This is a genomic window from Porphyrobacter sp. THAI-01a (assembly GCF_056868655.1).
In genome coordinates this window covers 1,977,921-1,997,324 of record NZ_CP180579.1, presented here as the reverse complement: position 1 = coordinate 1,997,324, position 19,404 = coordinate 1,977,921, and the positions used below count along the sequence as shown (strand labels likewise).

The 19,404-nt window shown below is 68.2% G+C and carries 21 protein-coding genes and 1 tRNA gene; 13 read left to right on the top strand and 9 right to left on the bottom strand.

All coding sequences use genetic code 11. The features are described from left to right. Positions 1-6 precede the first annotated feature (6 nt). Positions 7-324, bottom strand: a complete 318-nt coding sequence (locus ACMX37_RS09705) for a TraR/DksA family transcriptional regulator (protein ID WP_483145733.1) — start codon at positions 322-324, stop codon at positions 7-9. Next, the gene (locus ACMX37_RS09700; RefSeq protein ID WP_483145732.1) at positions 324-959 is read right to left on the bottom strand and encodes a prolyl hydroxylase family protein; all 636 of its coding nucleotides are present in this window, start codon (positions 957-959) and stop codon (positions 324-326) included. Before ACMX37_RS09700 ends, ACMX37_RS09705 begins: the two co-directional genes overlap by 1 nt. Before the next feature lie 232 nt (positions 960-1,191). Between ACMX37_RS09700 and ACMX37_RS09695 the strand changes: the two genes are divergently transcribed. From ACMX37_RS09695 to ACMX37_RS09650, 10 genes are all read left to right on the top strand, one after another. After that, positions 1,192-1,268: transfer RNA gene (locus tag ACMX37_RS09695), tRNA-His, on the top strand. 59 nt (positions 1,269-1,327) lie between these two features. After that, positions 1,328-2,395 carry a Glu/Leu/Phe/Val family dehydrogenase gene (locus ACMX37_RS09690; protein ID WP_483145731.1) on the top strand — a complete coding sequence of 356 codons (1,068 nt, stop codon included), beginning with the start codon at positions 1,328-1,330 and terminating at the stop codon, positions 2,393-2,395. Between the two features lie 95 nt (positions 2,396-2,490). Next, positions 2,491-3,255: a heme ABC transporter permease CcmC gene (gene ccmC, locus ACMX37_RS09685; RefSeq protein WP_483145730.1), complete on the top strand. Its 765-nt coding sequence runs from the start codon at positions 2,491-2,493 to the stop codon at positions 3,253-3,255. Then, on the top strand, positions 3,255-3,395 hold the full coding sequence (locus tag ACMX37_RS09680; RefSeq protein ID WP_483145729.1) for a hypothetical protein: 141 nt from the start codon (positions 3,255-3,257) through the stop codon (positions 3,393-3,395). Before ccmC ends, ACMX37_RS09680 begins: the two co-directional genes overlap by 1 nt. A 13-nt stretch (positions 3,396-3,408) precedes the next feature. After that, positions 3,409-3,870, top strand: coding sequence for a cytochrome c maturation protein CcmE (gene ccmE, locus ACMX37_RS09675; RefSeq protein ID WP_483145728.1), 462 nt, complete (start codon positions 3,409-3,411; stop codon positions 3,868-3,870). A gap of 42 nt (positions 3,871-3,912) precedes the next feature. Next, positions 3,913-5,898 (top strand): heme lyase CcmF/NrfE family subunit, encoded by a 1,986-nt coding sequence (locus ACMX37_RS09670; protein WP_483145727.1) that lies wholly within the window; start codon positions 3,913-3,915, stop codon positions 5,896-5,898. Between the two features lie 7 nt (positions 5,899-5,905). Beyond that, the gene (locus tag ACMX37_RS09665) at positions 5,906-6,433 is read left to right on the top strand and encodes a DsbE family thiol:disulfide interchange protein (RefSeq protein ID WP_483145726.1); all 528 of its coding nucleotides are present in this window, start codon (positions 5,906-5,908) and stop codon (positions 6,431-6,433) included. Then, a complete protein-coding gene (locus tag ACMX37_RS09660; RefSeq protein ID WP_483145725.1) occupies positions 6,430-6,858 on the top strand; it encodes a cytochrome c-type biogenesis protein in 429 nt (142 codons plus the stop codon). Before ACMX37_RS09665 ends, ACMX37_RS09660 begins: the two co-directional genes overlap by 4 nt. Next, complete coding sequence (locus ACMX37_RS09655; RefSeq protein ID WP_483145724.1) at positions 6,855-7,502, top strand: tetratricopeptide repeat protein; 648 nt, start codon at positions 6,855-6,857, stop codon at positions 7,500-7,502. Before ACMX37_RS09660 ends, ACMX37_RS09655 begins: the two co-directional genes overlap by 4 nt. 140 nt (positions 7,503-7,642) lie before the next feature. After that, complete coding sequence (locus ACMX37_RS09650) at positions 7,643-9,586, top strand: potassium transporter Kup (protein ID WP_483145723.1); 1,944 nt, start codon at positions 7,643-7,645, stop codon at positions 9,584-9,586. On the opposite strand, the gene ACMX37_RS09645 is transcribed toward ACMX37_RS09650, so the two are convergent. The 5 genes from ACMX37_RS09645 to ACMX37_RS09625 form a co-directional block, all read right to left on the bottom strand. Then, the gene (locus ACMX37_RS09645; protein ID WP_483145722.1) at positions 9,583-10,266 is read right to left on the bottom strand and encodes an inner membrane-spanning protein YciB; all 684 of its coding nucleotides are present in this window, start codon (positions 10,264-10,266) and stop codon (positions 9,583-9,585) included. The genes ACMX37_RS09650 and ACMX37_RS09645 overlap by 4 nt on opposite strands. Before the next feature lie 59 nt (positions 10,267-10,325). Beyond that, positions 10,326-11,252, bottom strand: coding sequence for a signal recognition particle-docking protein FtsY (gene ftsY, locus ACMX37_RS09640; protein ID WP_483145721.1), 927 nt, complete (start codon positions 11,250-11,252; stop codon positions 10,326-10,328). Then, a complete protein-coding gene (locus ACMX37_RS09635; RefSeq protein ID WP_483145720.1) occupies positions 11,249-12,424 on the bottom strand; it encodes a MiaB/RimO family radical SAM methylthiotransferase in 1,176 nt (391 codons plus the stop codon). The genes ftsY and ACMX37_RS09635 overlap by 4 nt, the downstream gene beginning before the upstream one ends. Next, entirely contained in the window at positions 12,421-13,224 is an 804-nt protein-coding gene (gene dapF / locus ACMX37_RS09630) for a diaminopimelate epimerase (protein ID WP_483148391.1), read from the bottom strand. Before dapF ends, ACMX37_RS09635 begins: the two co-directional genes overlap by 4 nt. Before the next feature lie 91 nt (positions 13,225-13,315). Further along, on the bottom strand, positions 13,316-14,974 hold the full coding sequence (locus tag ACMX37_RS09625) for a putative bifunctional diguanylate cyclase/phosphodiesterase (protein ID WP_483145719.1): 1,659 nt from the start codon (positions 14,972-14,974) through the stop codon (positions 13,316-13,318). Positions 14,975-15,164: 190 nt separating this feature from the next. On the opposite strand from ACMX37_RS09625, the gene ACMX37_RS09620 reads away from it, so the two are divergent. Then, positions 15,165-15,572, top strand: a complete 408-nt coding sequence (locus ACMX37_RS09620) for an EVE domain-containing protein (RefSeq protein ID WP_483148390.1) — start codon at positions 15,165-15,167, stop codon at positions 15,570-15,572. A 139-nt stretch (positions 15,573-15,711) separates the two neighbouring features. Next, entirely contained in the window at positions 15,712-15,882 is a 171-nt protein-coding gene (locus tag ACMX37_RS09615; protein ID WP_088913941.1) for a CsbD family protein, read from the top strand. Between the two features lie 63 nt (positions 15,883-15,945). Here the strand turns inward: ACMX37_RS09615 and ACMX37_RS09610 are convergent, their stop codons facing one another. Further along, positions 15,946-17,631, bottom strand: coding sequence for a thiamine pyrophosphate-binding protein (locus ACMX37_RS09610; protein ID WP_483145718.1), 1,686 nt, complete (start codon positions 17,629-17,631; stop codon positions 15,946-15,948). 184 nt (positions 17,632-17,815) lie between these two features. On the opposite strand from ACMX37_RS09610, the gene ACMX37_RS09605 reads away from it, so the two are divergent. Beyond that, the gene (locus ACMX37_RS09605; protein WP_483145717.1) at positions 17,816-18,007 is read left to right on the top strand and encodes a hypothetical protein; all 192 of its coding nucleotides are present in this window, start codon (positions 17,816-17,818) and stop codon (positions 18,005-18,007) included. A 2-nt stretch (positions 18,008-18,009) separates the two neighbouring features. On the opposite strand, the gene ACMX37_RS09600 is transcribed toward ACMX37_RS09605, so the two are convergent. Further along, complete coding sequence (locus tag ACMX37_RS09600) at positions 18,010-19,329, bottom strand: MFS transporter (protein WP_483145716.1); 1,320 nt, start codon at positions 19,327-19,329, stop codon at positions 18,010-18,012. Positions 19,330-19,404: the final 75 nt, after the last annotated feature.

The following is a 19,404-nucleotide window of genomic DNA, read 5'->3' as shown; positions in this document are numbered from 1 at the left end:
TTCGTTTCAGGCCGCGCACCTGATGCAGCGCGTGGCGACCGGCTGGGCCTCGAGCCGCCCGCGGGGGATGTCGGCGCCGCAATTGGCGCAGGTGCCGTAGGTGCCTTGCGCGATCCGCGCGAGTGCCGCGCGCACCTGCACCGCTTCGGCCCTGAGGATCTCGTCGACACCCTCCAGCGCCTCGTCATCGGCGAGGTCGATCGCCTGCTCCGCAAAATCCGCATCGAGCGGCCCGCGCAGGTCATCCTCGATCCCCTCGGCCCGCGCCGTCAACTCGGCGAGCCGCGCCTGCAACCGTGCCGCGATGTCCGCATAGTCCGCCATCAACCCCTCCATTCGCGCTCGCGATACCACTTGGTGATCACGTATTTGACGCCCTTCCTGACCTTCATCCCGTGGTGGAGCGTCGCATGGTTGATCCCGCCATCGGCCAGCCGGTTGTTCCAGCACAGCAATTTGCCGGCCTCGGGCTGGAAGGTCTTGTCGAGCAGCTTGAACCGGGTAGCGCCGCCCGCGGCAACGTCATTGAGATAGATCATGAAGGTCCAGGTGCGATTGCCCGACAGGGCGCAGTAACGCTCGAAATCGCGGCCACCCGGCGCGAAATAGTCGGTGTGGGGCTTGAACTCCTGCCCCTCGGCATAGCGCTGCCCCTGGAGCGGCTCGCCGAAGGCCGGATCGATGCCCGACAGCGTGGTCAGCATCGTCTCGATGCGCTGGACGGCCGGAAGGCTGGCGGCGAGATCGCAGGTCTCGCTGGTGCGGAAATAGGCATCGCCGTTGTCGTCGGCGATGGTCGAGGGGCGGCGGTCGGCATCGATCAGCGCGATCAGCTCGGCGGCGAGATCGGGCGCGACGAATCGGCGCAGCTGGAACAGCTCGGCCTTCGGGGTGGGCACGCGCTGCATGGCGGGCTGCGCGGCCAGCCGCGCGGCGACGGATTCGCTGGTCGTGGTCATGGCACGGCAGGATAGGACGCGCCCCGTCCGTCGCAACGGTTTTGGGCCCGCGAAACATTCTTGCGCGAACGCCCCGCCAGCGCAGTTTTCGCTTCCCTTCGGCAGGGCTTTGTGCAAGAGGCGCGCCTCCCTTGTCGGCGCACTTGACGGTGTGCCCGCCTTGCGTCAACCGCAGCGCTTCGCGCAGGGCTTGGCAGCAACCGGAACGGTGGTATGCGGGCAGGGGCGTGTGGCGATCATAGCTCAGTTGGTTAGAGCGCCGGTTTGTGGTACCGGAGGTCACGGGTTCGAACCCCGTTGGTCGCCCCATCTTCCCCCTCTCGTCCCCCAGTGGTTGCCTCATGTCCCGCGCCGGACAGGGGACTGACATGACCGCATTCTGGGCCGAGCCCGATTTCGACGCGCACGAGCAGGTGACACTGGTTCACGACCGGGCGAGCGGGCTTACGGCGATCATCGCGGTCCATTCGACCCATCTCGGCCCGGCAGCGGGCGGGACCCGCTTCTGGCACTACAACGACCCGGCCGGCGCCATGCGCGACGTGCTGCGCCTGTCCCGCGGGATGAGCTACAAGAACGCCATGGCCGGCCTGCCGATGGGTGGCGGCAAGGCGGTGATCCTCGCCGACGAGCAGCGCATCAAGACCCCCGAGATGCTCGCCGCCTTCGGTGACGCAGTCGAGGCTCTGGGCGGGCGTTACGTCACTGCCGAGGACGTCGGTATCTCCGAGGCCGACATGGTCGCGGTCTCCAAGCGCACCGCTCATGTCTCCGGCCTGCCGGTCACCGGCGCGGGCAGCGCGGGCGGCGATCCTGGCCCGTTCACGGCGCAGGGCATCTATCTCGGCATCAAGGCGGCGGTCCGGCACAAGCTCGGCAAGGACAGCCTCGCTGGCGTCCATGTCGCGGTGCAGGGCACCGGCTCGGTCGGCGGCGGCGTCGCCCGGCTGCTGGCGAAGGACGGCGCGAAGCTGACCCTCGCCGACATCAACGCGGCCCGCGCCGCCGCTCTGGCCGCGGAACTGGGCGGCGTTGCGGTTGCGAGCGATGCGATCATGGCGACCCCGTGCGACGTGTTCAGCCCCAATGCGCTGGGCGCGATCCTCGACGATGCCGGCATCGCCGGGCTCGACTGCGCGATCGTCGCGGGCGGGGCGAACAACCAGCTTGCCCGCCCCGAGCACGGCGCGGTGCTGGCCGCGCGCGGCATCCTCTACGCCCCCGACTACGTCATCAATGCGGGCGGCATCATTTCGGTCGCGACCGAATACCTCGCCCGCCGCGACGGGCGCGACGGCGACATCGCCGAGGTCGAAGCGCTGATCGCGCAGATCCCCGGGCGGCTCGAATCGATCTGGGCCGAGAGCGCCGCGAGCGGCGTGTCCTCCGATGTCGTCGCCGATCGCATGGCGCAGGCCCTGATCGGCCGCGGCTGAAGGGGCGGGCGGCGGGAACATTTCCGCCCCGGTGCCATTTGCGCTCTTGTCGGGAACGGGTGTAAGGCTACAAGCCCGCCCTGACTGCGAAACCGATGCACATCTACGCGAACCCCACCCGATTCCTTGCCCTTGCGAAGTGGCTGATGCCGCTCCTGTTCTGGAGCGGGCTGGCGCTGTCGCTGGGGGCGGTCGCCTGGGGCCTGTTCGTGGTCCCGCCCGACCGGCTGATGGGCGAGACGGTGCGTATCCTGTTCATCCACGTGCCCGCCGCCTGGCTCGGCATGGGCGGCTGGGCGGGGATCGCGATTTCCAGCGCCATGCTGCTGATCTGGAAGCACCCGCTGGCGGCGCTCTCGGCCCGCGCGATCGCGGTGCCGGGCATGGTGTTCTGCGCGATCTGCCTTGCGACGGGATCGATCTGGGGCCGCCCGACCTGGGGCACCTGGTGGGAGTGGGATGGAAGGCTCACCTCGATGCTGGTGCTGCTGTTCCTCTATGCCGGCTACATCGCCCTGACCGAGGCGGCCGAGAAGGAAGGCTCCTCCAGCAAGATCGCCGCCATCTTCGGCATGGTGGGCGCGATCAACGTGCCGATCATCAACCGTTCGGTGGTGTGGTGGAACTCGCTCCACCAGCCGCCGAGCATCACCGCCGGCAAGAGCGCGATCGAACCGACCTTCCTCGTGCCGCTGCTGATCGCGGTGCTCGGCTTCTCGCTGCTGTTCGGCGCGATCGTGCTGATGCGGATGCGCACCCTGATCGCCGAGGCGCAGGTCGAGGCGCGCCTGCGCCGCCGCGCGCTCGACGATGATGCACCCGCGCCCGCCGCCGCCGCGCCCGCGATGGAGCAGGCGTGATGCGCGAGGAGCTCAACCAGTGGGATTTCGTGTGGTTGGCCTATGGTGTGGGTGGCCTTGCGCTCGCCCTGCTGATTATCTGGGCGTGGCGCGCGATGGTGCGGGCCGAGGCGCGACGCGACGCGACCAGGCGGCGCTGATGAGGGACGCAGCATGAAGGCCAAGCATCAACGTCTGGTCCTGGTGATCATCGCGCTTCTCGCGATCCTCGGCGCGGGGCTGCTCGCGGCGTGGTCGCTGCGCAACCAGGCGAACTATTTCTACCTCCCCGAACAGATGGCCTCCGATCCGCCCGAGGTGGGCCAGGCGGTGCGCCTCGGCGGGATGGTGCAGAAGGGCTCGATCAGGACCGAGGCGGATGGCGTGACGGTCAATTTCCTCGTCACCGGCAACACCGCCGATGCCGTTCCGGTGCGCTACAGTGGCATCCTGCCCGATCTGTTCGTCGAGGGTTCAGGCGTGGTCGCCGAGGGCAGCCTCGGCCCCGACGGGGTGTTCATGGCGACCAACCTGCTCGCCAAGCACGACGAGAACTACGTCCCCAAGGAGCTCGAGGGCATGGGCAGCCAGCAGGCCGTCAAGATGGCCGCCGAGACGACGGTGGGGCTGAAGTAGCGCAGTGACGCAAGGGATCGGAACCGGGGTGAGGGCCAGCACATGATCGCGGAAATCGGCCTTGCCGCGCTGTGGCTCGCCGCCGCGCTGGCCGTGCTGCAGATGGTCTCGGGCGCCTTCGCCCTGCGCAGCGCAGAAGGAGAAGCCAATCCGTTGGCGATCTATGCGCGTCCGGCGGCGGTGGTGCAGGCTTTTCTTGCGGTGCTGGCCTTCCTGCTGCTGCTCTATGCCTTCGCGATCACCGATCTGTCGATCAAGCTGGTCGCGTCCAACTCGCACTCGATGAAGCCGCTGCTCTACAAGCTGACCGGCACCTGGGGGAACCACGAGGGCTCGATGCTGCTGTGGGTCGGGGTGCTGGCGCTGTCGGGCGGCCTGCTCGCCGGTTTCGAGAAGCGCCTGCCCGAACGCACGATGGGCGCGACGCTGGCGATTCAGGGCTTCGTGGCGCTGGGTTTCTATGCCTTCCTGCTGCTGTCCTCGAACCCCTTCGAGCGCCTGCCGGTCCCCGCGGCCGAGGGGACGGGGTTGAACCCGCTGTTGCAGGACATCGGCCTCGCGATCCACCCGCCGACGCTCTATGCGGGCTATGTCGGCCTTTCGGTGGCCTTCTCCCTTGCGATGGGCGCGCTGCTGACGCGCGAGGTCAACCCCGCCTTCGCCCGGGTGATGCGCCCCTGGGTGCTGGGCGCGTGGGTGCTGCTGACGCTGGGGATCACGGCGGGCTCCTACTGGGCCTATTACGAACTGGGCTGGGGCGGCTGGTGGTTCTGGGACCCGGTCGAGAACGCCTCGCTGATGCCATGGCTCGCGGCGACGGCGCTGATGCATTCGGTGAGCGTGCTCGCCGCGCGCGACGCGCTGCGGACGTGGACGATCATGCTCGGCGTGCTCGCCTTCTCGATGTCGATGCTCGGCACCTTCCTGGTGCGTTCGGGCGTTCTGACCAGCGTCCATGCCTTTGCGGTCGATCCGGAGCGTGGGGCCTTCATCCTCGCCCTGCTCGGCCTCTACATCGGCGGGGCCTTCACCATCTTCGCCCTGCGCGCAGGGGCGGTTGCCGAAGGGAAGCGGTTCGCCGCTATGAGCCGCGAGGGCGCGCTGGTGTTCAACAACGTGATGCTCTCGGCGATCCTCGCGATCGTGCTGCTGGGCACGCTCTATCCGCTGCTGACCGAGGCCTTCGACGTGCGGGTGTCGGTCGGCCCGCCCTATTTCAACCCGGCCTCGGCGATCTTCGCCATCCCGATGCTGCTGGTGATGGCAGTCGGCCCGCTGCTGCGCTGGAAAAGCGACAAGCCCGCCCGGCTCCAGTTCGAGCTGGCGCTGATCGCGGCGCTGGTGATCGGCACCATCGCGCTAGTCAGCTTCTTCGGGCAGTTCCCGCTGCTGCCGCTGCTCGGGCTTGGCCTCGCGGCGGCGCTGGCGGTGGCGGCGCTGTTGCCGCTGCGTGGTCGCAATGTCATGCGCATGCCGTTGTCGACCTGGGGCATGGTCATTGCGCATTTCGGTGTCGCGGTCTCGCTGTTCGGCATGGCCTGCGAGGGTGCCTTCTCGCAGGAGCGCCTCGCCGCGGTCGCCCCGGGCGGGACCGAGCAGGTCGGCGATTTCGCGGTCACGCTCGAGAGCGTCACCCCTGTGGCCGGACCCAACTGGACCGCGATCGAGGCGCGGCTGGCGGTCAGCCGTGACGGCGGCAAACCGGTGATCCTCAACCCCCAGGCGCGCAGCTTCTGGTCGCCCCCGCAGGCGACCTCCGAGAGCGCGCTGCTGACCCGCTGGGACGGCCAGCTCTACGCCGTGATCGGCAATCAGGCCGAGGACGGGCGCTGGCAGATCCGCGTGTGGTGGAAGCCCTTCGTCACCTTCATCTGGTATGGCGGGCTGCTGATCGGGCTGGGCGGCATCCTCGCCATCGCCGGGCGCGTGCAGGTCGACGTCCGGCGCCGCAAGGCCACCGCCATGGGCGACCAGCGGCGCGCGGATATCGAAGCGCTGGGTGCGGCCACGCCGCTGCCTGCGGAATAGGCACGAGATGCGCTCGCTCTATCTCTGGGTGCCGCTCGCCCTTTTCGCCTTCTTCGCGGGGCTCGCCGGCTACATGCTGACGCAGGAGAAGGACCAGTTCGTCGAGAGCACGATGATCGGGCAGCCCCTACCCGCCTTCGCGCTCGAGCCCGCCTTCGCAGGGCTGCCCGGCGCATCCACTGCGGATTTTACGGGGGGCAGGCCGCGGCTGCTCAACATCTGGGCAAGCTGGTGCCTGCCCTGCATCGCCGAGGCTCCCCAGCTCGAGGCCCTGAAGGCGCAGGGTGCCGAAATCATAGGCATCGCCATCCGCGACCGGCCCGAGGATGTCGCCAATTTCCTCAGCCGCCACGGCAACCCCTATGCCCGCATCGGCAGCGATCCCATCTCCGAGGTGCAGCTTGCGATCGGCTCCTCGGGCGTGCCGGAGACCTTCGTGATCGATGCCAGGGGCGTGATCCGCTACCAGCACATCGGCGACATCCGCGAGAGCGACGTGCCCAAGCTGCTGGCCGAACTGGAGAAGGCGAAATGATCCGCGCCCTTGCCGCGCTGCTGCTCGCCGTGCTGGCGCTGCCCGGGCAGGCGCAGGACACCATGCCGCCCGCGCCCTACGCCTATACCCAGCTCGAAGACCCCGCGCTCGAGGCCGAGGCGACCGCACTGATGCACACGCTGCGCTGCCTCAAGTGCCAGTCGCAGAGCATCGCCGATTCCGATGCCCCGATGGCCGGCGACATGCGCCATCAGGTGCGGAGCCGCATCCTCGCAGGCGAAAGCCCCGCAGAGATCCGCCGCTGGCTGATCGCGCGCTACGGTGACTATGTCAGCTACGAGCCAGAGGTCAGCGCCACCACCTGGCCACTTTTCGCGGTGCCGGTGCTGGTGATCCTTGTCGTGGCGGGTGTGCTGCTGCGGCGGCTCGGCCGGCGGCGCGGCGATCGGGGGGATGCGGCATGATCGACGGCTGGCTCGCGGTCGGATCGCTGACGCTCGCCGCCTTCGCGCTGGCGGTGCTGCTGCTCAAGCTCCCGCGCGAGGGGTTCACCCTGTTCGGCGCGGCGCTGGTATTCGGGCTTGCGGGCTATGCCTGGCAGGGCTCGCCCGGCCAGCCTGCCGCACCCAAGCCCCCTGCCGCCCAGGCAGGCGAGCAGGGCGTGGCCATGGTCGAGGGCCGCGCGGCCCTGTTCAGCCGCACGCTCCCGCCGCCCAATTACCTCATTACCTCCGACGCCTTCGCCCGCCGTGGCCAGTTCGCCGATGCTGCCGCGCTGCTCCAGAAGGGGCTGCGCGACAATCCCGACGATCTAGAGAGCTGGCTTGCGCTCGGCATGGCGCTGGTCGGCCATGCCGATGGCTTCGTCACCCCGGCCGCGGTGCAGGCCTTTGGCCGCGCGCGTGCGATCGATCCGGGGCATCCGGGGGCGGAATACTTCCTCGGCTTCGCCTATCTCCAGAGCGGCGAGGTGGTTGCCGCGCGCAATGTCTGGAAGGGGCTGGTCGAACGTTCCCCTGCCGATGCGCCGTGGCGCGAGGGCCTCGCGGCGGAAGTCGCCCGGCTCGACGACATGATAGCCCGCGCGCCGATGTTGCAGGGACAGTGAGGCAGGACGTGTCCGTCACGTGTCAGGACGGAGCCGTTGTTGCAGGTGCGAACTGACGGTGCTAGGCGCGCCGCCTTACCGGCGGTGAGTCGTTCGCGCCGAATGGGCAGTACCGGGGGGATACGGGAAATCCGACAGTCATGAGCACCTCACCCGCCTCCACATTTGCCCCTGCCCAGGCCCCGGGCGGGCATGGCCACGGCGCCTCCACGCTCACGCTCGCCGTGGGCGCGGTGGGGGTGGTGTTCGGCGACATCGGCACAAGCCCGCTCTACGCCTTCCGTGAAACCTTCGCCTCGCACCACGGCGCACCCGGGATCTCACCCGATGCGGCGCATATCCACGGGGTGCTGAGCCTCGTGTTCTGGTCGATGATGATGGTGGTGACGGTCAAATACGTTCTCACCATCACCCGCGCCGACAACAAGGGCGAGGGCGGGAGCCTTGCGCTGCTGGCGCTGATCCGCCGCGCCTCCGACAGCGCCGGATGGACGGCGCCGCTGGTGCTGTTGGGCGTGTTCGCGACCGCGCTGTTCTACGGCGACAGCATGATCACGCCTGCCATCTCGGTGCTTTCGGCGACCGAGGGCCTGCAATACATCGTCCCCGGCTTCGAGCGGTGGATCGTGCCGACGGCGATCGCGATCCTCGTCTGCCTGTTCGCGCTGCAATCGCGCGGGACAGAGCGGGTGGGCAAGCTGTTCGGCCCGATCATGCTGACCTATTTCGCGATGCTGGCGACGCTGGGCGTCATGCATCTCACGGCCAATCCGGCGATCATCCTCGAGACGATCAATCCGCTCAACGCGCTCAACTTCTTCCTCACCGACGGCTTCACCGCCTTCATCGCATTGGGGAGCGTGGTGCTGGCCGTGACCGGGGCCGAGGCGCTCTATGCCGACATGGGCCATTTCGGGAGGAAGCCGATCGGGATTTCCTGGCTGACCTTCGTCTTCCCCGCGCTGATGCTCAACTACATGGGGCAGGGCGCACTGGTGCTCTCGCAGACCTCGCCCGAGGCGACCGCGGCGCTGATCAAGGATCCCTTCTTCCTGATGATCCCCGATGTCGTACGCGTGCCGGTGATCATCCTCGCGCTGCTCGCCACGATCATCGCCAGCCAGGCGGTGATCTCGGGTGCGTTCAGCCTCACGCAGCAGGCGATCCAGCTGGGCTTCATCCCGCGCATGGAGATCCACCACACCAGCGCCACGGCCGCGGGGCAGATCTACATCCCGGCGATCAACTGGGGCCTGATGGTCATGGTGATCCTGCTGGTGCTTTTCTTCCAGTCCTCGAGCAACCTCGCCGCCGCCTACGGTATTGCGGTGACGGGGGCGATGTTCATCGACACCCTGCTGCTCGCCGCCGTGCTCACCGCGCTGTGGCGCTGGCCCCTGTGGAAGGCGCTGCCGCTGGTGGCGGTCTTCCTGATCGTCGACATCGCCTATTTCGGCGCGAACCTCATCAAGGTGCCGCAGGGCGGGTGGGTGCCGCTCGCGATCGGCTTCGTGATCTTCACCCTGCTCACCACCTGGGCGCGCGGGCGCAAGCTGATGCGCGAACGCATGAGCGAAAGCGCCCTGCCGCTCGAGATCTTCGCCAAGTCGGCCAAGAACTCGGCCCAGCGGGTGCCGGGCACGGCGATCTTCATGGCCTCGACCACCGCCGGGGTGCCGAGCGCGCTGCTGCACAACATCAAGCACAACAAGGTGCTGCACGAACGGGTGGTGATCCTGACGATCAACATCGCCGACATGCCCTTCATCGACCCCGAAACCCGCTGCGAGATGACCGATCTGGGCGACGGCTTCTACCGCGCGGTGCTGCATTACGGGTTCATGGAGGAGACCGACGTGCCGCAGGGCCTGACGACGATGCAGCGCTGCGGCGGCGCGTTCGACATGATGCACACCAGCTTCTTCCTCTCGCGCCAGACCCTGATCCCCAGCGAACATCCGGGCATGCCGATCTGGCGCGAGAAGGTGTTCGCGTGGATGATGCGCAATTCGGCGAGCGCGATGGATTTCTTCAAGCTGCCCACCAACCGCGTGGTGGAGCTGGGGAGCCAGATCGAGATCTAGCTGCCCGTCGGCGGCTCGTTCTTGAGCGGCTCGTCCCGGTCCTCGAAGCTGAGGCCGTGCTTTAGCAGCATCGGGATCTGGCTGAAGGTGAACAGGAAGGTCAGCGGCAGGAACACCCAGATCTTCGCCCACAGCCAGCTCTCGAAGGAAAGCTGGGCGCGCAGGGCCTCGTTGAGGCCCGCAAGCGCGAGGAAGAACACGCCCCAGTTGCGCGACAGCTTGAGCCAGCCTTCCTCGTTCAGGCCCTCGAACGCCGCTCCGAGCAGGATGCGCAGCAAGGCCTTGCCCGCGAGGAATCCGCCCAGCAGGGCCACGCCGAAGCTGGCGTAGATGATGGTGGGCTTCAGCTGTACGAAGGTCGGGTCGCCGAAGAAGATCGTCAGGCTCCCGAAGCCGACGATCAGCGCGGTCGAGAACCACAGCATCGGCGAAACCTTGCCGAGCCGCCACCGCGACACCAGCAGCGCCGCGACTGCCGCGACCATGAAGGCGCCCGTTCCCGCCACGATGGCGGCAAGCTCGCCGACCGGGTTGGGATCGGCCGGCGACTGCCAGCGATAGACGCCGAGGAACACCAGCAGCGGGCCGTAATCGACCGCGACGTTGAGCCAGCTGGAGGCGGCCTTTTTCCCCTCGTCCGTTCGCTCTGAGCCTGTCGAAGGGCCGTTCTTCTCTTCCAACGCTTCGCTCCAAAAAGAAAGTGCGGGGCTTCGACAAGCTCAGCCCGAACGGTTTGGGACTATGCCACCCCCGCGATCACGCGAGCCACGAGGTCCGGGTCGAAGGGGCGCAGGTCCTCCATCTTCTCGCCGACGCCGATGGCGTGGATGGGCAGGCCATATTGCTCGGCGGCCGCAACCAGCACGCCGCCGCGCGCGGTGCCGTCGAGCTTGGTCATGATGAGGCCGGTGACGCCCGCGACCTCCTTGAACACATCGATCTGCGAGAGCGCGTTCTGGCCGTTGGTCGCGTCGAGCACCAGCACCACGTCGTGCGGCGCCTCGGGGTTGAGGCGGCCGAGCACGCGGCGGATCTTGGCGAGTTCCTCCATCAGCTCCTTCTTGTTCTGGAGGCGCCCGGCGGTGTCGACGATCAGCGCATCGATGCCGGTGTCGGTGGCCTGCTTCACGGCGTCGAAGACGATCGCCGCCGGATCGCCGCCCTCGGGGCCGCGCACCAGGTCCACCCCGATGCGCCCCGCCCATGTCGCGAGTTGCCCGATGGCGGCCGCGCGGAATGTGTCGCCCGCCGCCAGCAGCACGCCGTAATCATCCTCCTGGAACAGGTGCGCGAGCTTGGCTATGGTGGTGGTCTTGCCGCTCCCGTTCACCCCGATCACGAGGATCACCTGCGGACGCGGGAAGGCGGTGATCTCGAGGGGCTTCGCCACCGGGCGCAGGATCGCGGCGATTTCCTCGGCCACCGCCTCCTTCAGCTCGCGGGTGGTGATCTCGAGCCCGAACCGCTTGTCCGAAAGCCGCGCGCGGATGCGGGCGGCGGCGGCCGGGCCGAGGTCGGAGAGGATCAGCGCGTCCTCGACCTCGTCAAGCGTCGCATCGTCGAGCTTCGCCGTCCCCCCGCTGCTGCCGGGCAGGTTGGCGGCGAGCCGCTCGGAGGTCTTGGCGAACCCGCCGAACAGGCGCTGGGTCCAGCTGGTTTCACTCATGCGAGCAGGCCCTCCCTGAGGCCGCTTGGGGTCACTTCGACGATCGTGCCGGCCGCCGTGTCGGGGGGCAGGGCGACGGGGGCGTAGTTCGGGGCATAGCCGGTGCCGCCCCTTTCGGCGAGGACCGGCAGGGTTTCGCCCACAAGCCCGGCCAGCCACGCGGCCCGGCGCTGCGCGGCGCGCGCGCGCAGGTCTGCAGCGCGGGCCTTCACCACCTCGCGCGGCACCTGCGGCACGCGCGCGGCGGGGGTGCCGGGGCGAGGGGAGTAGGGGAAGACATGCGCGTGGACGATGTCGAGCTGGTCGATGATCGAAAGGTTCGCTGCGTGGTGCGCCTCGTCCTCGGTCGGAAAGCCGGCGATGAGGTCTGCGCCTATCGCGATGCCGGGGCGCACCGCCTTCAGCCGCGCCACCAGCTCCACCGCATCGGCCCTGAGGTGCCGCCGCTTCATGCGCTTGAGGATAAGGTCGGCCCCGTGCTGCAAGCTGAGGTGAAGGTGCGGCATCACCCGCGCCTCGTGCGCCAGCAGCTCGAACAGCTGTGAATCGATCTCCACGCCGTCGACAGAGGACAGCCGCAGCCGCGGGAGCCCGGGGAAAGCGGCAAGGATCGCCTCGACCAGCGCCCCCAGACGCGGCGTGCCGGGCAGGTCATGTCCCCAGGATGTGAGGTCCACGCCGGTGAGCACGACTTCCTTCGCGCCAGCACCGGCATGGGCCTCGATCTCGGCCAGCACCTGCGGCACCGTCAGCGAACGGCTCGGGCCACGGCCCTGCGGAATGACGCAGAAGGTGCAGGCATGGTCGCAGCCGTTCTGCACCGCGACGAAGGCGCGGGTGCGCGCCGGGGCGAGGGGAGGGGCCTCGCCGGGCACGTTCCACGCGCGCGGATCGAGCTTCGCCGCATTCGCCACCAGCGCATCGACCTCGTCCATCGCGCCGAGGCTCTCGCGCTCGATCTCCGCCGCGCAGCCCGTCACCACCAGCCGCGCGGCCGGATGATCGCGCCGCGCGCGCCGGATCGCCTGCCGGGTCTGGCGCAGCGCCTCGGCGGTGACTGCGCAGGAATTGACCACAACCAGGTCCCGCTCGCCCGCGAGCATCGCACGCATCCGCTCGCTTTCCGCGATGTTCATGCGGCAGCCCAGGCTGATGATCTGCGGCGCGTTCAACTTGCGGCCCCCGCCGCGTAGTCGTCCCAGTCGAAGGTGCCGCGGAAGCTTTCGGTCGCGGGGCCGCTCATCATGATGCTGCCGCCCGGTTCCCACGCGATCACGAGGTCGCCGCCGGGCAGGCTCACGCGCACCGGGCTCGCGGCGAGGCCGCGCCGGATCGCCGCGACGGCGGTGGCGCAGGCCCCGGTGCCGCAGGCGCGGGTGAGGCCGGCGCCGCGTTCCCAGACCCGAAGCCTGAGATGGTCGGGCCCCGCAAGGCTGGCGACATTGACGTTCACCCGCTCGGGAAAGAGCGGGTCGTGCTCGATCACCGGCCCGAGGGCCGCGAGATCGACAGCATCGGCATCCTCGACGAAGAAGATCGCGTGCGGGTTGCCGACATTGACCGCCATCGGCCCTTCCAGCGCGTCCCAGCCGACCGGCATCGCGAAGGTGTCCATCGCATAGGCGAGCGGGATCGCGTCCCAGTCGAAGCGGGGCGCGCCCATGTCGACCCGCGCGCCGCCCTCCTGGGGTTCGAGCGCGATCGGCCCGCTGCCGGTCTCGACCACCGCAGGCGCGCCGTGGAGCAGGGCGACGGCGCGGCTGCCATTGCCGCAGGCCCCGGATTCGCTGCCGTCGGAATTGAAGAAGCGGACGCGGAAATCATGCGTCTCGCTGGGTTCCAGCAGCACCAGCTGGTCGAAGCCGATCCCTGTCCGCCGGTCCCCGAGCGCACGCGCCACCTGCGGCGTCATCGCGGGCAACGGCGCGGCGCGCGCATCGAGCACGACGAAGTCGTTGCCGAGGCCGTGCATCTTGATGAAGGGGATCGTCTGCGTCACGCCCGTGCATCTATGCACGGCGGGCGGGCGCGTCCAGCCCCCCGGGGCCGTATCCGGTAGCGCGTCAGGGCCGCGCGATGCGGTAGAGCGTCGGCTCGTCCTCGCCCGCCGTGCGCTGCGCGGCCGCATCGCCGGGTATGCCGGTGAGCTTGCCCGCCGCCTTCAGCCGGGAACGCACGCCCTCGGCATCCTCGGGCTGGCCGTAGAAATAGCCCTGCGCCTTCAGCCGGCCCATAGACTTCAGCGCGGTGAGGATCGCCTCGTCCTCGACCCCTTCGGCGGTCAGCGGCAGGTCGAGCCCGCGCCCGAGCGAGATGATCGCCTCCACGATGCGCGAACGGTTGGTCGGGTCCTTCAGCTCGCTCACGAAGCTGCGGTCGATCTTGATCCGGTCGAAGGGCAGGTTGCGCAGCTGTTCGAGGCTCGAATAGCCGGTGCCGAAATCGTCGAGGCTGATCTGCACGCCCTGGTTGCGCAAGCTCATGATCATCGAGCGCACCAGGCCGATGTTCTCGTGCAGGCAGCTCTCGGTGATCTCGATTTCCAGCCGGCGCGGCGGGAAATTGGCGGCGACCAGCTTCTTCAGCAGGCGCTGGGCGAACCACGGGTCGCGCAGCTGCACCGGCGAGATGTTGATCGACAGGGTCAGCGAATCGTCCCATTCGCGCGCGTCGGCGAAGGCCTGCTCCATCAGCCGCTCCGACATCTCGTTGATGAGGCCGATCTCCTCTGCGATCGGCACGAAGATGTCGGGGCTGATGAGGCCCAGTTGCGGCGAACGCCAGCGGGCGAGCATCTCGAAGCCGACCAGCGCGCCGGTTTCGAGGTCGACCTGCTGTTCGTAGAAGGGCACGAACTCCCCGCGCGCCAGACCGCGGCGGATGCCGGTCTCGAGCTGGTTGCGGAACCTCAGTTCGCTCTCCATGCTCGGCTCGAACCAGAAGTAGCGGTTCCGGCCCTGCTTCTTGGCATGGTAGAGCGCCATGTCCGCCCGGTGCATCAGGGTCGCGGCGTCGACCACGAGGCCGATGGTGCCGTCCGCGTCGTGATCGGCGGCAAGGCCGATCGACATGGTCAGCTCGACCGTCAGTTCGGGCATGCGGAAGGGCTGGGTCATGCTCTCGAACAGGCGGATGACGAGATCGTCGATGCGGTCCGCGTGGCCTGCGGGATAGGGCATGACGAAAGAGAATTCATCGCCCCCGAGCCGTGCCAGCCTGGCCTCGCGCGGGAGCAGGGCGCGGATCCGCTCGCACAGCATCACAAGCACCGCGTCACCTGCGGAATGGCCGTGCATGTCGTTGATCTGCTTGAAATTGTCGAGATCGATCATGCAATAGGCAACCGCCTCGCCGCGCACCGCGGCGCGCCCGCGCAGTTCCTCGGTGGCTTCGAGCATCGAGCGCCGGTTGAGGCACTGGGTGAGCGGGTCGGTCGCGGCGAGCAGTTGTGCGCGCGCCTCGGCGCGGCGGCGCTCGGCAATTTCGCGGGTCAGCTCGCGGTAACGCCGCCAGCCGAAGATGATCAGCGCGATGTTGAGCAGCATGGCATTGACCAGCACGACATCGGGCTGCCGCCCTTCCCCGAGCAGCGCGGCCAGGGTCTGCGGCAGCACCGGTCCGGCGGTGCCGATCAGGAGGATGATCGCGGCCACGGCGATGCCCAGCGCGATGATGTCGCGCTCGGCCGCCTTGAGTGGATCGTCTCGATTGTGCTCCGTCAAGTCGGTTGCCTTGTGAGTCCCTGCGTCCCGAACATGCCGAGCATTGCAGCCACGGCACGCCTCATTTCGCGGTTTATCGCAGAGCGCGCTAAAGATCGGGTTAATCGCCGGTTGCACGCAACGGGGCTTGGCGAAGCGCGCGGCGGCGGGCTATCGGGGCGCGACGCAACACGGGGAGCAGACGCAGCGCATGGCCTACTGGCTGATGAAATCCGAACCCTTCAAATACAGCTGGGACGACCTTGTCGCCGAGGGCGAGGGGACGTGGGACGGGGTGCGCAACTATCTCGCGCGCAACAACCTGATGGCGATGCAGGTTGGCGACGAGGCGTTCTTCTACCACAGCCGCGAGGGGCTGGAAATTGTCGGTATTGCCGAGATCACGGTGACTGGGATCGGCGACCCGACCGACGAGACCGGCAAGTGGGCGGCGGTGAAGCTGAAGGCGAAGGAGAAGTTCGCAAGGCCCGTCACGCTCGCCGCGATCAAGGCCGAGCCGCGCCTGGCCGAGATGCAGCTCGTCCGCCTTTCCCGCCTGTCGGTCTGCGGCGTCACGCCCGAAGAATGGGCGGTGATCCGCGAGATGGCCCAAGGCTGAGCGATCTGCCGCTGGGCCCGGCCCCGGCGGTTTGCCCCGCCTCGGCCACCGCCTGCCTTGACGGCAGGAACGATGGGCCCCTCCACCCATTGATCTCTTGAAAGCCAATAATTTCATTGGCTTAACATAGGAGGTCAACATGGGTGAATTCACCGACAAGATGAAGGGCAGTGCCAAGGAAGCCATCGGCGAGGCCAAGCAGCATTCGCGCGATCCCGAAACCCGCGCCGAAGGCACGGCCGACAAGATCGACGGCAAGACGGACAAGATGAAGGGTGCCGTGAAGGGCGCCACCGGCGACAAGATCTGATCGCCGCGCAAGCAAAAAAGGCCGCCTTCCCGATGGGGGAGGCGGCCTTTTTCTGTGCCGGGTTCAGCCCTTCGCCCGCGCGCGCAGGCCTGTGATCGTCGCCCCGCTCGCCGCGATGCGTTCGAGGTCGGTCACGGCGTGGATCAGGCGGATGCCGGAGCGGCCCTTCGCTTCCTCCAGCGCGGCGACGAACTCTTCGGTCGTCTCCGCCCGCGCGCTCCATGCCCCGAAGGCCGTGCCCAGCATCGCGAAATCGGGGTTGGCGAGCGCGGTGGCCGAGACACGGCCCGGATATTCGCGCTCCTGATGCATCCGGATCGTGCCGTAGGCGCCGTTGTCGACCACGACCACGATCAGGTTTGCGCCATACTGCGCCGCCGTCGCCAGCTCCTGACCGTTCATCAGGAAATCCCCGTCGCCCGCCACCGCCACGACCGTGCGATCGGGGAAACGCAGCGCCGCCGCGACCGCTGCGGGAACGCCGTAGCCCATCGCCCCGCAGGTCGGCGCAAGCTGCCCGGGATAGGCTTCATAGCGCCAGTAGCGGTGCCACCAGCCGGCAAAATTGCCCGCGCCGTTGCAGATAATCGTGTCGGCGGGGAGCGCCTCGCGCATCGCCGCGACACAGGCGCCAAGGTCGATCGCCGCGTCGGAGGGCTGGGGGGTTGCCCATGCCAGCCACTCGGCATGGGCCTCGGCCCCGGCATCGAAGGGGATGATGTCCTCGCTGTCCCACAGCGCCGCGCATTCGGCGAATTCGTCCACGGCGCAGCACAACGAAAGGTCGGTGCGGTAGACGCGGCCGAGTTCCTCGGGGTCGGGGTGGACGTGGACGAGCAGCTGCCCCGGATGCTCAAGCGTGGGCACGGTGTAGCCGTCGGTCGTCGCCTCGCCCAGCCGCGCGCCCACGGCGATGATGAGGTCCGCCTGTTTTACCCGCTCGACCAGCTTCGGGTTGGGGCCATAGCCGAGGTTCCCGGCATAGACCGGGCTATCGGGCGCTATCGCGTCCTGGCGACGGAAGGCGGTCGTTACGGGAAGGCCGATGCGTTCGGCGAACTGCTGGAAATATTCGCGCGCCTTGGCATTCCAGCCCGCGCCGCCGATGATCGCGATGGGACTCGCGGCATCGGCAATCATGTCGAACAGGGCGCGCATCGCATCAGGGCAGACGGCCTGCGCCGGGCGCAGCGCGGGCGGGCGCGGGGCGAGGCTGGCGGGCACCTGTTCGACCAGCATGTCCTCGGGAAGAGCCAGCACCACCGGGCCGGGCCGCCCGCCGATGGCCACCTGATGGGCACGGGAGATGTATTCCGGGATGCGCATCGGATCGTCGATCCGCGCCGCCCATTTGCAGATGGGTCCGAAGAAGGCGGGGAAGTCGACCTCCTGGAACCCCTCGCGCCCCTGCGCCCCGCGCGCGACGTCGCCGACGAAGAGGATCATCGGCTGCGAATCCTGATGCGCCACATGGACGCCGATGCTGGCATTGGTCGCGCCGGGCCCGCGGGTCACGAAGGCGATCCCGGGCCTGCCCGAACCTGCCGCATTCATCGCCCCGTCGGCACAGGCCATGAAGGCCGCGCCGCCTTCCTGGCGGCAGGTGACGACCTCGATCTCGGGCCGGTCGGGCAAGGCGTCGAGCACCGCGAGAAAGCTCTCGCCCGGCACGGTGAAGATCCGCGTCGCGCCCTCGGCGGCGAGGCAGTCAACCAGCAGGGCCGCCGCGCTGCGGGTGGAATCGGTCATCGCATGTCTCTCCCGTGATCCGTCGGACTGCGCCTCTACCCGCGCGCGCCATGTGGCGCAAATCCGCCCGCCCCGGGCTAGGCCCGTCACGCCCTGTCCCAGCTTGCGACAGCTTCGCCGCAAAGCGTTTCCAATGGTTAAGAAAGTCCTAAAACTGGCGCTCCTGCCACGGGAGAATCGCGAAATGCGCCGCAGCCTGGTCCTCACTGACGAGACCGCCCGTCACTGGTTCCGCGCCAGTCTGCCGCCGCATGTGAAGCGCGATCTCATCCCGATCCCGGCCGAGGCGATCTGGCGGCTGACGCTCGAGGATGTGCGCGGCGTCGCCAACACCTATGTGGCGATGACGCTGGCGATCTTCGCTTTCATCGCCTGACCCTAGGCCAGCTCCGGTACCCGAAGCGCCTCGGTCGCGTGGAGCTTGCGCGCGAGATGCGCGGAGAGCACGCAGAGCACGAGGCTCAGCAGCAGCTGCTCCTGCAGCGGGATGCCGAGCGGGCCGAGCGCGCCCGCGATGCCTGCGCCGATCACCATGAACACCGAGGAGATGAAGTTGTTGGCCGCGACCGAGCGCGAGGCTTCCGACTTGTCCACGCGGGTGGTGAGGAAGGCATAGAGCGGCACCACGAACATGCCCCCCGCGACCGCGATCAGCAGCAGGTTGACGAGCAGCACCAGCGCCAGCGGCTGGGCGAGGAACTCGCTCACGGTGAACAGCTCGCCGCTCGCGGGCGAGAGGTTCCAGATGCGGGTGATGCCGTAGAAGGCGATCAGCAGCACGCCGAGCACCAGCACCGAGCGGGCCGAATAGCGCGCCGAGATGTCGCCCTTGAGCAGGGCGTTGATCGACACCGATCCGATCGCGATGCCGGCCGAGAAGGCGACCAGCAGGACCGCGGCGACCTGCTTGTCGGCGAGCAGCACGTTCTTGGCGAGCGGGATGAACTGCACCGAGAGGATCGCCGCGATCGCCCAGAAATAGCTGATCGCCAGTACCGAATAGCGCAGCTCCGGGTTGCCCATCGCGAAGGCGATCAGCGATTTCGAGGCGCGCACCGGGTTCCAGTCGACCTTCGTCTCCTCGGTCTGGGGCGGGGCGGGGGGCACCCAGCGGCAGGTCGCATAGCCGACCAGCGCGATGGCGATCACCGCGATGATCGAATCGTTGATGTGCATCGCCCCGCCCAGCATCATGCCGACGAGGATCGCCACATAGGTGCCCGCCTCGACAAGGCCGGTGCCGGCCAGCACCTCGTCCTTGTGGAGATGCTGCGGCAGGATCGCGTATTTGATCGGGCCGAAAAAGGTGGAATGGACCCCCATCGCGAACAGCGCGGCGAACATCAGGGGCAAGGCAAGGCCCTCGATCTGCACCCCGCGCGAGGCGAGCAGCAGGCCGGTCGCGCCGACCGACATGATGATGATCTCGGCGAACTTGATCCAGCGGATGATGGTGGTCTTGTCGCGCATGTCGGCGAGCTGGCCGGCGGTGGCCGAGAACAGCACGAAGGGCAGCACGAACAGTGCGGTGGCGATGCCGCTGATCAGCGTCTCCATCTCGGGCGAATCGTAGACCGAGTAGACCACGAACAGCACCATCGCGTTCTTGTAGAGATTGTCGTTGAGCGCGTTCAGGAGCTGGGTCAGGAACAGCGGCAGGAAGCGCCGCTTGCGCATGAGATCGGTCGATGTGGTCATGCGGTTGTTACGCTGTCGCTTCCCCGTGTGTTACCGGCACATAGCGCGAAGGGCCGCAAGGGCAAGAGCATAGGC